A 14,959-nucleotide genomic window follows, 5' to 3' on the forward strand; every position below is an offset into this window, starting at 1 on the left:
GGTTCAGCCCTCTTTCGCTTGCAGGGTGGAGCCGCGCTGCCAGCGCAGCACGCGCGCCGACAGCAGCTTGATCAGCCAGTCGCTGCAGTAGCCCAGCAGGCCGATGCTCGCCATGGCGGCGATGACGATGTCGTAGCGCAGGAAGTAGTACGAGTCCCAGAGCACATAGCCCACGCCGCTCTTCACGGCCACCATCTCGGCCGTGACGGTCAGCATCCAGGCCGAGCCGATGGCGATGCGCAGGCCCGAGAAGATGCTGGGCAGCGCCGCCGGGAACACGATGTGCCGCAGCAGCAGCCGTGGCGTGCCGCCCGCCATCGCGCCCGCACGCAGCAGGTTGCGGTCGCAGGTCTTCACGCCGTGGATGGTCGACAGCAGCACCGGGAAGAAAGAGCCCAGGAACACCAGGAATATGGCCGGCTTGTTGGCGATGCCGAACCAGATGATGGCCAGCGGAATCCACGACACCGGCGGCACCGGCCGCAGCACCTGCAGCAGCGGCTCGATCAGCTTCTCGATGGTGCGCGACCAGCCGATGGCCATGCCCAGGCCGACGCCCAGCGCCGCCGCCAGCGCGAAGCCGGCGAACACGCGGCCGGCGCTGGCCGCCACGTCGAAGATCCAGTGCCCCGAATAGGTCTGCGTGTTGCCATCGGTGCCGATCACCCAGTCGGCCCAGGCCACCAGCACCTGCGAAGGCGCCGGCAGCAGCGCGGGCGGCAGCACGCCCGAGCGGGAGAACAGCTCCCAGCCGATGAGCACCAGGGCCGGCACGATGGCGCGTTCGATGCGCCGGTACAGCCGCTTCCAGGCCGGCGTCGCGGCGGCGCGCGCCGCTGCAGCCGGGGCCGGCAGCGTGGTCGTGGAGGAATCCGCCATCGTCGTCCCGCCCATGGCCTCAGTAGCCCAGCTGCGACTTGGGCTTGCCCGTCGCGGCTTCGAGGAAGCGGTAGTCGATGTTCTTCTCGACCGCCGCCGTCACGTCGTTGTTGATGTACTTGAGGTCGCGCATCATCTGCGCGATGGCCACGGCCGAGGCGCGGTGGATCTGGTAGTCGGGGTACAGGTTGGCGGCGGCGCCGGTGGCGATGGCCTTGTCCAGGCCCGTCACCTTCTGGATGGTGTCGATGAACAGGCCCTTGTCCTTGGTCATCAGGTCGTTGACCTTGATGATCGAGCGCACCGTCTCCTCCACCGCCTTGGGCTTGCTGGCGATCACGTCGGAGCGGGTGACGATCAGGTTGGTGAGCTTGCCGGCCGCCTGGTCATAGGGATAGGTGAAGAACTTGGCGGCCTTCACTTCGCGGATCTGGGTGGCGAAGGGGTCGACCGAGCAGATCAGCTCCACCTCGCCGCGGCGCAGGGCCTGCACGTGGTCCGACGGGTTGGGGATGTTGATGAACTGGACGTCCTTGTTGATGTCGATGCCCTGCTTGGCGAAGGCGCCGCGCATGTGGATGTCCTGCGCATTGCCGCGCGAGGCGGCCACGCGGAAGGGCTTGCCCTGGGCCTTGTACTCGGCGATGACCTTCTTCAGGCCCGCCCAGTCGTTCTCGGCCACGGGCACGTCGTTGCCCACCAGGATCTGCGAGCCGCCGTTGATCTGGCCCGAGATGGCGACCACGTCGAAGCCCTTGTCCAGGGCGGTGGCGTAGTGCAGATAGGTGACCTGGGCGACATCGATGCTCTTGGACAGCAGGGCCGTCAGCACGTCGTTGCCGGTGTTGAAGCCGGTGGCCTCGAGCTTGACCTTGGCGGGGTCGGCGTTCTGCGGCGTGAGGGCCAGCGGCGTGCAGTGCGCGCACTTGGCGTAGCCGAGCTTGATGGCGTCCTGCGCCTGGCCGAGCAGCGGCGTCAGGGCGGCGGCGGCCACCAGGAGGGGAGCGATGAATTGGCGCATGGGCATTCCCGGAAGGTTGAACAACAGGACCGGTGCGAAACCGGATGCCTGCCTTCAAGCAATGGGCGTGCCACTTTGTATCCAATCCATTGAGCACGTGAATGCACTCTTTTCTCTGATCGCAGAAAGCCTGTCGAAGAAATAGAGGCTCAATTGCACATCAGGATTGGATACAGTTTCTCTCCATGGTGCATCCATGCACCCCTTCGAGGCGGACGCGCGCCGGGTGCGTGCGCCAAAAGAAAACGGGCCCCGAAGGGCCCGTCGTCCTGCCGCAGGCCCCTCGGCAGGGGCCACGTTGTCAGCGCGCTGGCGTGGCGACCTCGGACTGGATCTTCCAGGCCTGGCCTTCGCGCACGAAGCGCAGCGTCTTGTTGACCACGTCGTTGTAGTCGCTGGAGCGGTAGGTCTGCTTGAAGGACGCCTGGGCGGCATTGGCGCCGTCCGCGCGCACCTGCAGGTCCTCCACCGTCACGCTGATCGGGCCGGCCTTGGTCACGCGCGAGCTGCGCAGCGACTTCCAGGCCTCCACGCTGCCCTGCTGCGGACGGAAGCTGCTCGAATAGAAGGCCATGTAGTTGTTCAGGTCCTTGGCCGACCAGGTGCGGGCCCAGGCCTGCACCGTGGACGCCACGCCGGACGTGTCGGGCGTGGTCTGTGCCGGCACGGGCAGCGGGCGCGGTGCGGGCGAGGTCTGGCCCGGCGTGGGCTGCAGCGGCGGCCGGGAGGCCACCACGGCCGCGGTGTCCAGCACCTGCGGCGGCGTCATCTCGGTGCTGCACAGCACGGCCTCGTCCTCGGCCTGGCCGCCCTCGGGCACCTCGGGCGCATCGACCATCAGCGGCTTCTGGTTCATGGCGGGCAGCAGCCCGTTGGTCTGCTGCAGCACGCGGTAGCCGGCCAGCAGGTAGTCGTAGCGGGCGTTCACCACCGCGCGACGGGCCTGGAACACCTCGTTCTCGGTGTCCAGCAAGTCCAGCAGCGAGCGCTGGCCGATGTCGAACTGCTGGCGGAAGGCCTCGCGCGCCTTCTCGCTGGACAGCTGGTGCTGCTCCAGGTAATTGAGCTGCTCGCGCAGGCGGCGCAGGTCGTTGTAGGCGATGGTGGCGGTCTGGCGGATGTTGCGGCAGGCCAGGTCGCGCTGGTCCTGCGCCGCGTAGAAGTTCTCCTGTGCCGCACGGGCGCGGGCATCGTCGGCACCGCCGCGGTACAGGTTGTAGTTCAGCACCACCTGCACCGAACTGTTCTGCACACGCTGCACGGTGTCCAGGCCCGACAGCTGCTTGTCGGTGCCGGTCTGCGCCACGAAGGCCACGGTGGGCGACTTGGCGGCGGTGCGCACATCCAGATCGGCGCGGGCGGCGCGGATGCCCGACACGGCCGACAGGAAGCCCGGGTTGCGGCGCATGGCCTCGTTCAGCACCTGCTGGGCAGGCGGCAGGTTGGCCGAGGTCTCGGGCACCGGCGCCAGCTGGGCCGCGGGCAGCTGGCCCACCAGGCGCTGGAAGCGCTGGGTCACGTCGTGCAGGTTGGCGCTGTCGGTCAGCCAGTTCGACTGCGACAGGGCTGCGCGGCCCTGGGACAGCTCCAGATCCACACGCTTGCCCACGCCGGCCGAGGCCCGACGGTCGAGCTGCTCGCGCGTCTCGTTGTGGAAGCCCCAGTTGTCGGCAGCCAGGCGCTCCAGCTCGCGGTAGCGGGCCACGTCGATGTAGGCCTGAACGGCCTGCAGCGCGATCTCGTCGCTGGCGGCCAGGTAGTCGTAATAGCGACTCAGCTTGGCAAAGCCGGCACGGCGCGTGTCGCTGGACGCGGCGCCGCCGTCGAACAGGGTCTGACGCAGCTGCAGGTTGGCGCCGGGGCGGCTGTAGCTCTGGCTGTCGTTGCCGCTGATGCGGCTGCTCTGATAGCCGGTGAAGGCCTGCAGGTCCACCTGCGGGCGCAGCGCGCTGCGCGCCACCGCCTGTTCGGCGTCGGACGCCTGGTACATGCGCAGGCGGGCCAGCACCTCGGGATTGCGGCTGATGGCCAGACCGACGGCATCGCCCAGCGAGGCCGGGGGCAGCGCGGTCGCAGCAGCCGAAGGCGCCGCCGCGGGCATCGGCGCGGGCGCCGAAGTGGCAGGCGTCTGGGCGACGGCGACACTGCAGGCCAACAGGGCGGCCACGGCAACGGGGCGGAAGGTCAGCATGGACATACGATCAATCAAGGTCCCGAGTGGATTTGTAAAAAAAGATGGCGCGTGTCTGGTTGTTGTCAGGCTTTGTTCGCACGCGCCGCGCAACTGGGCAGGCCAACTGCATCAATCTAATAAATTATTCTACGTATCGGTAACAGATCGGTTAAGAATGTTGCAACACTTCGCTTACATTCGGAACTTTTCCGCACTGGGCCGCTGAAGGACGCCATTCCGCCTCCCCCCTCGCACGCGGCCTGTCGTGTTTACGCAACTCTTCTTCGCCCTGTTGCCCGGCCCGCGCACGCCGCCCGTGGCGGGTCGCCGGACATGGGTCGCGCTGCTCCTGGCCGTGCTGCTGGCGCTGGGCGGCCCGGTCGGCGTCCGCGCCTGGGACGCGGCGCTCATGGAGCGCACCATGGTCCAGCGCTACGGCGCCTGGGGCCAGCAGGCCTTCACGGCCTGGCGCACGCTGGTGGACAGTGCCGCCCAGCTCGACGAACGCGAGAAGCTGCGCCGCGTGAACGAGCACTGGAACCGCGCGGTGCGCTTCGGCGAGGACATGGAGATCTGGGGCCAGGAGGACTACTGGGCGACGCCCGTCGAGACCCTGGGCCGCGGCCGCGGCGACTGCGAGGACTACGTCATCGGCAAGTACTTCACCCTGCGCGCCATGGGCGTGCCCGAGGAGCGACTGCGCCTGACCTATGTACGCGCCCGCGTGGGCGGCGCCACACAGGCGCACATGGTGCTCAGCTACTACGCCACGCCCGAGGCCATGCCGCTGGTGCTCGACAGCCTGGTCTCCAGCATCATGCCGGCCAGCTCGCGCCCCGACCTCACGCCCGTCTTCAGCTTCAACGCCGAAGGCATCTTTGCCGGGCCCGGCAACACCGCCAGCCACCCGGTGGACCGGCTCACCCGCTGGCGCGACGTGCTCGCGCGCATGCGGGCCGAGGGCTCGATCCCATGACCTTCCCCTGCCCTGCCGGCGCCGGTTGCGGCCACCGCGCCCGGCCCCGTCCCCTCCAAGGAGAAATCCCGTGTCCCTCTTGAGACGACTCTGGCTCAGCGTGCTGCTGGCCATGTTCGCGGTGCTGCTGGGCACCTGGGCCGTCAGCATCGCCACCTCGCGGCTGTACCTGCAGCAGCAGCTGCTCGCGCAGGGGGCGGACGCGGCCGTCTCGCTGGCCATGTCCATCTCGCAGCAGGGCGACGACCCGGCCATGGCCGAGACCCTGGTCAATGCCCTGTTCGACAGCGGCCACTTCCAGCAGGTGCGCTACACCGACGTGAAGGGCCAGGTCGTCGTCGACCGCAACCGCGGCACCGTGCAACCGGGGGCGGACGTGCCGGCCTGGTTCACCCACCTGCTGCCGCTGCAGGCCACGCCGGGCGAGGCGCTGGTGAGCAACGGCTGGCAGCAGGCCGGCCGGGTAAGGGTGATCGCCAGCACCCAGTACGCCTATGTGGCCCTCTGGCGCGGCACGCTGCTGCTGGGCGCCCTGCTGGCACTGACGGGCCTGCTGTGGGGCATGGGCATCACGGCCCTGGTGCGCTGGCTGCGCCGGCCCCTCAAGCACATGGCCGACCAGGCCGATGCGGTGGGCAACGGCCAGTTCCACACCATCGAGGAGCCGCGCGTGACCGAGCTGCGCAGCATGGCGCGCGCGCTCAACCGCATGGTGGCGCGGGTGCATGCCATGTTCACCGAGCAGGCGGCCCAGATCCGCCGCCTGCACGCCGAAGCCACGCGCGACCCGGTCAGCCGCCTGCCCAACCGCGAGTTCTTCATGGGCGCGCTGCGCAATGCCCTGGACGACGAGGCCGAGGACCCGGCCGGCGGCCTGCTGCTGCTGCGCGTGGGCAACCTGATGGCGCTGAACCGGCAGATCGGCCGCGAGCGCGCGGACCGCTGGCTGGCCGCTGTGGCCAAGGCGCTCTCCGGCGTGCTGCCGGCCGAAGGCGACCGGGTGCTGGCCCGCCTGAACGGGGCCGACTTCGCCTACCTCTGGCCCGGTGGCAGCGCGGCCGAGCTGGCCGAACTCGCACGCCGGGCCCATGCCGCCGTGCTGTCGCTGCAGGATGCGCGCGACGGCGACCTGTCGAGCGCCTTCGCACCGCCCGCCTCCGGCTTCGCGCCCCTGCCCACCGGATTCGGCGCCCTGCCCAGCGACTTCGGCACGCTGGCGATCGGCGAGCCGGCGCCGGGCGCGCCAGCCTCGGGCTGGACCGACGCCGGGGCACGCCTGCCGGCTGCTCAGGTCGATGTCGCGCACGGCCACTGGCACCGCGGCGAAAGCCCGGGTGAGGTGATGGCACGGCTGGACGCCGCCCTGATGCAGGCCGAGGGCGCCGTGCGCGGCATCGCCGAGGCGGCGGAGCCCGGCAGCGAGGTGCCGGTGATCGGCGAAAGCGGCTGGGACAACCTGCTGCAACAGGCCCTGCAGGAGCAGCGCTTCACGCTGGTCTTCTATCCCGTGTGCCAGACCGATGGCCGGCTGATCCACCACGAGGCCATGCTGCGCATGACGCCCCCGCCCGATGCGCCCGAAGGCAGCGCGCTGCTGTCGGCCGGCCAGTTCATGCCCGCCGCACTGCGCCTGGGCTGGGTGCAGGAATGCGACCTGATCGCCACCCGCCTGGCCCTGGACAGCCTGCAGCGCCAGCCCGGGCCGCTGGCGGTCAACCTCTCGCCGCGCTCGCTGCTGGAGCCCAGCTTCCTGCCGAGGCTGGACACGCTGCTGCGCAGCCATCCGGCCGAATGCAACTGGCTGTCCTTCGAGCTGAGCGAGCGCGGGCTCGAAGAGCATGTGGACGCCCTGGCCATGCTCGCCCAGGTGCTGGCCCGCCACGGCTGCCGCCTGGGTGTGGAGCATTTCGGCCGCCAGCTCGCGCTGCTGCCGCGGTTGCACGAGCTGCAGTTGCACTACCTGAAGATCGACGGCTCCTTCGTGGCCAGCGTGGAAAGCAGCGAGGGCTACCGCCGCCTGGTGCAGGCCATGGTGGAAGTGGCGCGCGGCCTGGGCGTGGAGGCCTATGCCGAGCAGGTGTCCTCGGCCGGTCAATGGCGCGCGCTGGCCGGCCTCGGCATCGGCGGCGTGACCGGGCCGGCCGTCACGCGCTACCTCAACCGCTGAATCCGACGCGCTGAAACGTCGGACCGGGCGGCGGCGACGCGGCCAGGCCGCGCAAGCGTTGCGCGCACGACCGTCCAGGCATCCGAGCGCACCCGCGCGTCTCGCAAAAAAAAGCAGCCCCCGCGAGGGGGCTGCCTTGCTTGGGGCCTTCGCCGATCAGTCGGTGATCAGCTTGCCCTGGTTCAGCAGGTTCTGGATGATGGCCGCGTCGGTGAGCGAGTTGTTGGCCGTCAGGTCCACGTTGCTCAGCACGATCTGCTGGGTCACCGCACCGCCGGCCGCGCCGTCGTGCTTCACGTCGATCACCGTGTCGCTGCCCGACTTGCTGAAGTGCAGGAAGCTGCCGAGGTTGCCGATGCCGCTGTTGTGGTTCTCGCCCTGGAGCAGGTCGCGCAGGTCGAGCACGTCGCCACCGTTGGCCTTGGAGGCCGTGCCGAAGTCCGTGACGATGTCGCGCGCCGGCGTGGCCGACGTGCCTTGGTCGCCCAGCTTCCACACGAAGGTGTCGGCACCGGCGCCGCCGGTCAGCACGTCGTTGCCCGAGCCGCCGCGGATCGTGTCCGCACCGTCGCCGCCGCGGATCGAGTCGTCGCCGGCACCGCCGTTGATGACGTCGTTGCCGGTGCTGCCCACGATGCGGTCGCCATGGTCGGTGCCCGTGTAGTCCTGGCCGGTGGTGGTCGTCAGCTGGATCTCGGACGGCGCCTCGATCCTGATCGTCACCGTCGAGGTGGCGGTGTCGCCGTCCTTGTCGGTCACGGTGTAGCTGAAGTTCTGCGTCACCGACTGTCCCGGGGCCAGCGTGTCGCGGGTGGCGCGGTTGACCTCGAAGTCGTAGGTGCCGTCGGCATTGGCCTTCATCGTGCCGTACTGGCTCGTCAGGTCGCCCCAGCTCACGCTGGCCAGCCCGTCGGCGCCCGCCTGCGCATCCACCTGGCCGGTGATGTGCGGCAGCGCATCGGTCGAGCTGATGCTGCCCCACAGGCTGTAGGTGTTGCTGGCCTGCTCGTCGGTGTAGATCGTGTTGACCAGGTTGCCGCTGGCATCCTTGAAGCCCTCCACCCGGAAGGTGTAGCTCTGGATGCCCACCTGCACGATCACATCCTGCGCCGGCAGGCTGATGATGTCGCGCGAGGCCACGGGATCGTTGCCGTTGGGCGTCTCGGTGTGGTCGAACAGCACGTTGAAGCTCACCGCCGTCACCACACCGTTGATCACCACGTTGGCGGACATGGTCATCGTGACCTTGTCCAGCGTGGACGAACCGCTGTTGATGGGCCAGTTGTCGTGCGTGAAGTCGGCCAGCTTGAAGGGCGTACCAGCCTTGATGGCGGTGCCCGTGGCGCTGGTGTAGCCGATGTTGTCCACCAGCGTGTAGCCCGACTGGCCGCTGCCGCTGGCCGGCGTGCCCCAGCTGATCTTGTCGATCAGGCTGTCGTTGTCGGTGTTGGACTGGCTGGTCTGGCGCGTGCCGTTGTCGAACACCGGGTTGATCCAGCCGCCCTGCAGCGAATTGATGCTGATGCTGTCCGCGCGCACGAAGCCGGTGGCGGTGCTGTTGGCGGCCACGGGGCTGTCGTCCTCCACGCGCACCGTCAGGCTGCCGGTGGTGGCGGCGGCCCCGTCGCTCACGCGCACGCCCACGTTGAACTGACTCACGTCCTCCTGGCCCTTGACAGGCTGGTCGAGCGGCTTGCTCAGCGTGACGGTGTAGGCGCCGTCGTTGCCGATGGCGACGCGGATGGCCTCGGTGCCCGTGGCGCTGCCGATGTGGCCGATCAGCTCCTGCGTGCCGGCGCCGGTCCAGACGATGGCCTGGCCACCCGAGGTGAGGGCCGTCGTAGGCGCCACCAGCGTCACCGCCAGCGTGTCGCCGTCGATGTCGCCGATCACCACGTTGCCCGTCGCGGTGCGTGCGTTGGTGGTGTCGGTGTTGCCCGTGGTGTCGGGGATGCCGCCCGGCAGGCCCTCTTCCGAGACGGCCGCCACGGCACCCGCCTGGATGGTGGGCGCGTTGTTGGTGCCGCCGATGGAGATCACCAGTTGCGCCGTCTCGGTCTTGCCGGCTTCGCCGGTGACGGTGTAGGTGAAGGTGTCCGTCACCGTCTTGTTGCTCGGCAGGCCGCTGGCGTTGTCGGCCACGTAGCTGTAGCTGCCGTCGGCATTGAGCGTGAGCTTGCCGTACTGGCCGGTCAGCGTCTGGCCGGGCGCGGCGGTGGCGGTGGAGGCCACGCTGGTCGCGTCTCCGCCAGTGTGCACGCCGGTGACCACCAGGCCGGTGCCCACGTCCTTGCCGCCGGCATCGGCGCCGCTCTGGATCACGCCGTTGGCCGCGGAGACGGTCAGGGTCGCACCGCTCTTGACCCTGCCGACGTCGTCGTAGGCAACGATGGGCGCATTGGTCTCGGTGTCGCTGCCGGTGCCGGTGGTGGTGGCCGTCGGCACCGTGTCATACACGGTGGCCACGGCCGTGACGGAGAGGTCGCCGGTGTACGAGGCCGGCACCGACAGGGTCAGGCCGGTGATGGTCACCGCATGGGTCACCGGATCGACGTTCACCGTGTAGCCGCCATTGCTCGTGAGCGGCAGCGTCCAGGTGCCATCGGCATTGGCCGTGCCGGCCGACAGCGTCGCCCCCGCAGGCACGCGCAGCACCACGCCGCTGACGAACTCGGAGTTGTCCACGTCGCTCGGCGTGACGGAGACCGTCACCGGCATCGTCTCGCCCACCACGTAGCTGACCTTGTTGAGCACGTAGTCGTCGTTGGTGCCGGGCGCGGCGAAGTCGATGCGGCTGATCAGCGCGCCGGTGTCGCTCTTGACCGTGATCGAGGGATCGATCAGGTCGGTCACGCCCGTCACCACGCCGCCGCCGATCACACGGCCGGCTGCGTCGTACAGCGTGTAGCTGGCGTGCTCGGTCGGGTTCAGGTACGAGAAGGTCAGCGTCGCGCTGGAGGCCGCCTGGTCGAAGGCGATGGACAGTTTCTCGGACTTGCCGGACTGGTAGCCCAGCTCGGTGTCGGCACCGTTGCTGGCGGCACCGGCCACGCCGAAGCCCACCACGCCGCCACCATTGATGAAGCTGATGGTGCCCGGCGTGCCGTCCAGCTTGGTGGCCGTGACCTTGAAGCCCTGGTCGGTCGAGCCTGCGTTCTGGCTGGTCACCGTCACTTGCGTGGCCACCGGCGTTCCCAGGTCGACCGTCACTGCGGGCGTGTCCGCCACCGGCGCGATGGCCACATTCACCGTCGTGGTGGCCGTGCCGCCTGCGCCGTCGCTCACCGTGACGGTGAAGCTGTCGTTGCCGGCGTAGTCCTTGGTGGGCGTGTACGTGTAGCTGCCGTCGGCGTTGACGACCACCGTGCCATGCGCCGGGTTGCTGCCCTTGGCATAGCTGAGGTTGTCGCCATCCACGTCGGTGGCCACCACCTTGCCGGTGACGGGCGTGTCCTCGGGGGTCGACACGGCGTAGCTGGTCGGCAGCACCGGGTTGTCGTTGACCGGGTCGATGCCGATGGTCACCGTCGAGGTGGCCGTGCCGCCCTTGCCGTCGCTGACCGTCACGGTGAAGCTGTCGCTGCCGTTGTAGTCCTTGCCCGGGTTGTAGGTGAAGGTGCCATCGGCGTTGACGGTGACGCTGCCATGGGCCGGATCGCTGCCCTTGGTGTAGCTCAGCGTGTCGCCGTCCACATCGCTGCCCACCACCTTGCCACTGACCGGCTTGTCTTCCTGGGTCGTCAGCTCGTAGTTGGGTACCGTGGGCGCGTCGTTGGTCGGCGTGACGCCGATGGTCACGGTCGAGGTGGCGGTGCCACCGTTGCCGTCGCTCACCGTCACCGTGAAGCTGTCGCTGCCGTTGTAGTCCTTGCCCGGGGTGTAGGTGTAGCTGCCGTCGGCATTGACCACCACGGTGCCGTTCTTCGGATCGCTGCCCTTGGTGTAGCCGAGCGTGTCGCCGTCCACGTCGCTGCCCACGACCTTGCCGCTGATGGGCGTGTCTTCCGGCGTGGTCAGGCTGTAGTTCGGCGCGGTGGGCGCATCGTTGACCGGCGTGACGGTGATGAACACCGTCGATGTCGCCGTGCCGCCGTTGCCGTCGCTCACCGTCATGGTGAAGCTGTCCTTGCCGTTGTAGTCCTGGCTGGGCGTGTAGGTGTAGCTGCCGTCGGCGTTGACGGTGACCGTGCCATGCGCCGGGTCGCTGCTCTTGGCGAAGGCCAGCGTGTCGCCGTCCACGTCGGTGGCGGCCACCTTGCCGCTGATCGGCGTGTCCTCGGGCGTGACCAGGCTGTAGTTCTTGGTCGTCGGATCGAAGCTCTGGCCCGGCACGTTGGGCACGTCGGTGGGCACCGGCGGATCGTTCACCGGCGTGATGTTCATCGTCACCTTGGCGGTGTCGGTGCCGCCGCGGCCGTCGTCCACCGTGTACTGGAAGTCGACCTTGCCGTTGAAGTCCTTGTTGGGCGTGAAGGTGAGCGTGCCGTCGGTGTTCAGGCTCAGCAGGCCATCGGCCAGGGCCACCGGCTTGCCGACGGTGATCGGCTGGCCATTGATGGCGGTGATGGTCAGCGCGTCGCCATCCGGATCCACGTCGTTGGAGCGCGGATCGAAGGTCAGCGGCGCGTCCTCGAAGCCGGTGACCACGTTGTCCAGCGCGTTCGGCGGATCGTTCACGCTGTCCACCACGATGTTGACCGTGGCGACGTCGCGCGCCGTGCCGTCGCTCACCGTGTAGGTGAAGCTGGCCGGGCCGTTGTAGCCGGCGTCCGGGTTGAAGGTGATGGTGCCGTTGGCATTGAGCGTGGCCGTGCCGTGCTCGACCGCGATGGCCTGGCCCACGGTGGCGGCCTTGCCGTCGATCTGCGTCACGGTCAGCGCTTCGCCGTCCACGTCCGTGTCATTGGTCAGCACGCTGACGGTCACGGCCGTGTCTTCCGGCGTGGTGGCCGAATCGTCCACCGCCACGGGCGCGTCATTGGCGCCCGTCACCGTGAGCGTCAGCGTCGTGGTCGAGGTGGCGCCCGAAGGATCCGTGACCGTGTAGCTGAAGACGTCCCTGGCGCTCTCGCCATCGTCCAGGCCTTGCGCGGCTGCATTGGGCGCATAGGTGTAGCTGCCATCGGCATTGATGGTCAGCGTGCCCCACTGGCCCTGGATCGGATTGCCGGCATCGACCGAGGTGCCGTTGAAGCCGACCTTGACCACCGACAGCGTGTCGCCGTCCTCGTCGCGGTCGTTGGCCAGCACGCCGCCCACCGTGCCCACCTTGAGCACCAGATCTTCGCTGGTGATGTTGGTGTCGGCCACCGCCACGGGTGCGTCATTGACGCCGCCCACGGTGATGGACACGGTCGCGGTGGAGGTGCCGCCGTTGCCGTCGCTGATGGTGTAGGTGAAGCTGTCGGCGCCGTTGTAGTCGAGGCTGGGGGTGTAGACCGGGTTGCCGTCCGCGCCCAGCGTCACGGTGCCGTGCGAGGGCTGCGTGAAGCCGATGATGCTCAGCGTGTCGCCGTCCACGTCGGTGTCGTTGCGCAGCACCGGGATGGAGATCGGCGTGTCCTCGGCGGTGTTGACCGCGTCGTCCACCGCCTTGGGCGCGTCGTTGACGGGCGTGACCTCGACATTGACCGTCGCCGTCACCGGCGTGCGGCCATCCGTCGCCGTGTACGTGAAGCTCAGGTTGCCGTTGTAGTCCTTGTTGGGCGTGTACGTCAGCGTGCCGTCGCCGTTCAGGCTCACCACCCCGCCCGTCACCGCCACCGGGCCCGCCGTGATGTCCTTGCCGTCCACCGCGATGATCGACAGCTTGTCGCCGTCCACATCCGTGTCGTTGGCCAGCACGTCGATCTTCACCGCCGTGTCTTCCGGCGTCTTCGCCACGTCGTTGCTCAGCGCCGGCGTGTCGTCCAGCGGCGTCACCGTGATGTCCAGCGTGCTCGACGAGCCCGTGTTCGTCGTGTACGTCACCGTCGGCACCTGGCCGTTCCAGTTGTCCGCCGGCGTGAACACGTAGTCGCCGTTGGCCGCGATGGTGATCGTGCCCACGTTCGCGATCGTCGCCGTGCCACCCGCCAGCACCGCCGCCTGCCCCGCCACCTGGAACGAGGCCACGCTCAGCACGTTGTCCACGTCGCGGTCGTTGGTCAGCACGTTGCCCAGCGCCGGGCTGTCTTCCGTCGTCGTCTTCACGTCCGGCGCCAGCACGCTGGCGTCGTCCACCGGCGTGACGCCGATGGTCACGGTGGACGTGGCCGTGCCACCCTTGCCGTCGCTCACCGTCACGGTGAAGCTGTCGCCGCCGTTGTAGTCCTTGCCCGGGGTGTAGGTGAAGGTGCCATCGGCATTCACCACCACCGTGCCGTGCGCCGGATCGCTGCCCTTCACATAGGTGAGGGTGTCGCCATCCACGTCGCTGCCCACCACCCTGCCGTCGATCGGGGTGTCTTCGCGGGTGGTGATGCTGTAGTCGGGCGCCGTGGGCGCGTCGTTCTGCGGCGTGACGTCGATGGTGACGGTGGCCGTGGTCGTGCCGCCGTTGCCATCGCTCACCAGCACGGTGAAGCTGTCCTTGCCGTTGTAGTCCTTGGCGGGCGTGTAGAGGTAGCTGCCGTCCGCGTTGACCGTGACGGTGCCGTGCGCCGGGTCGCTGCCCTTGGCATAGCCCAGCGTGTCGCCATCCACGTCACGGGCCACGATCTGGCCGGTGATGGACGTGTCCTCGGGCGTGGTGCGGGCCTGGTTGTCGGCCACGGGTGCGTCGTTGGCCCCGTTGACGGTGAGCGTCAGCGTGGTGGTGGCGGTGGCGCCCGAGGGGTCGGTCACCGTGTAGGTGAACACGTCCTTCTGGCTCTGGCCGGTGGTCAGGGCCTGCGAGGCCGCATTGGGCGCGTAGGTGTAGCTGCCGTCGGCATTGAGCGTCAGCGTGCCCCAGCTGCCTTCGATGGCCTTGCCGGCATCGACGGTGTTGCCGCCGAAGCTGACCTGGGTCACCGCCATGCTGTCGCCGTCCGGATCGACGTCGTTGGCCAGCACGCCGCCGGTGACGCCGACCTTGAGCACCACGTCTTCGCTGGTGCTGTTGGTGTCGGGCTTGGGCTCCGGCGCGTCGTTGACGCCGCCCACCGTGATCGACACCGTGGCGGTCGAGGTGCCGCCGTTGCCGTCGCTGATGGTGTAGGTGAAGCTGTCGGCGCCGTTGTAGTCCAGGCCGGGCGTGTAGACCGGGTTGCCGTTGGCGTCCAGCGCCACGGTGCCGTGCGCGGGCTGGGTGAAGCCCACCACGGTGAGCTTGTCGCCGTCCACGTCGGTGTCGTTGCGCAGCACCTGGATGGTGACGGGCGTGTCCTCGTCGGTGGTCACGGTGTCGTTGACGGCCACCGGCGCGTCGTTGACCGGCGTGACAGTCACGTTCACCGTCGAGGTCGCAGTGCCGCCCTTGCCGTCGCTCACCGTCACGGTGAAGCTGTCCTTGCCGTTGTAGTCCTGGCTGGGCGTGTAGGTGTAGCTGCCGTCGGCGTTGACCGTGACGCTGCCGTGTGTCGGGTCGCTGCTCTTGGTGAAGGTCAGCGCGTCGCCGTCCACGTCGGTGGCGGCCACCTGGCCCTTGACCGGCGTGTCCTCCGGCGTCGTGATCGTGTAGTTGCCCGTCGCCGGGTCGAAGTTCTGGCCCGGCGGCGTGACCGGCGGATCGCTCGGCACCGGCGGGTCGTTCACCGGCGTGACGGTGATCGTCACCGTCGA

General features: G+C 68.9%; 6 protein-coding genes. 2 read left to right on the forward strand and 4 right to left on the reverse strand.

Annotated elements, in window-relative coordinates:
- Positions 1 to 3 precede the first annotated feature (3 nt).
- From KBC94_RS10950 to KBC94_RS10960, 3 genes are all read right to left on the reverse strand, one after another.
- Positions 4 to 879 (reverse strand): ABC transporter permease, encoded by an 876-nt coding sequence (locus tag KBC94_RS10950; RefSeq protein ID WP_294369844.1) that lies wholly within the window; start codon positions 877 to 879, stop codon positions 4 to 6.
- A gap of 19 nt (positions 880 to 898) precedes the next feature.
- A complete protein-coding gene (locus KBC94_RS10955) occupies positions 899 to 1,900 on the reverse strand; it encodes an ABC transporter substrate-binding protein (protein WP_294369846.1) in 1,002 nt (333 codons plus the stop codon).
- A 301-nt stretch (positions 1,901 to 2,201) separates the two neighbouring features.
- Positions 2,202 to 4,091 carry a TolC family outer membrane protein gene (locus KBC94_RS10960; RefSeq protein WP_294369849.1) on the reverse strand — a complete coding sequence of 630 codons (1,890 nt, stop codon included), beginning with the start codon at positions 4,089 to 4,091 and terminating at the stop codon, positions 2,202 to 2,204.
- Between the two features lie 247 nt (positions 4,092 to 4,338).
- On the opposite strand from KBC94_RS10960, the gene KBC94_RS10965 reads away from it, so the two are divergent.
- Entirely contained in the window at positions 4,339 to 5,049 is a 711-nt protein-coding gene (locus KBC94_RS10965; RefSeq protein ID WP_294369854.1) for a transglutaminase-like cysteine peptidase, read from the forward strand.
- A 70-nt stretch (positions 5,050 to 5,119) separates the two neighbouring features.
- The gene (locus KBC94_RS10970; protein ID WP_294369856.1) at positions 5,120 to 7,216 is read left to right on the forward strand and encodes an EAL domain-containing protein; all 2,097 of its coding nucleotides are present in this window, start codon (positions 5,120 to 5,122) and stop codon (positions 7,214 to 7,216) included.
- A 156-nt stretch (positions 7,217 to 7,372) separates the two neighbouring features.
- Here the strand turns inward: KBC94_RS10970 and KBC94_RS10975 are convergent, their stop codons facing one another.
- Positions 7,373 to 14,953 (reverse strand): Ig-like domain-containing protein, encoded by a 7,581-nt coding sequence (locus tag KBC94_RS10975; RefSeq protein WP_294369859.1) that lies wholly within the window; start codon positions 14,951 to 14,953, stop codon positions 7,373 to 7,375.
- Positions 14,954 to 14,959 lie beyond the last annotated feature (6 nt).

The organism is Pseudacidovorax sp. (assembly GCF_017991995.1).
In the GTDB taxonomy this organism is placed as follows: Bacteria; Pseudomonadota; Gammaproteobacteria; order Burkholderiales; family Burkholderiaceae_C; genus Xenophilus.

Coding starts and splice junctions, on each gene's coding strand:
- KBC94_RS10950 (WP_294369844.1), bottom strand. CDS start 879: ATGGCGGATTCCTCCACGACCACGCTGCCGGCCCCGGCTGCAGCGGCG.
- KBC94_RS10955 (WP_294369846.1), bottom strand. CDS start 1,900: ATGCGCCAATTCATCGCTCCCCTCCTGGTGGCCGCCGCCGCCCTGACG.
- KBC94_RS10960 (WP_294369849.1), bottom strand. CDS start 4,091: ATGCTGACCTTCCGCCCCGTTGCCGTGGCCGCCCTGTTGGCCTGCAGT.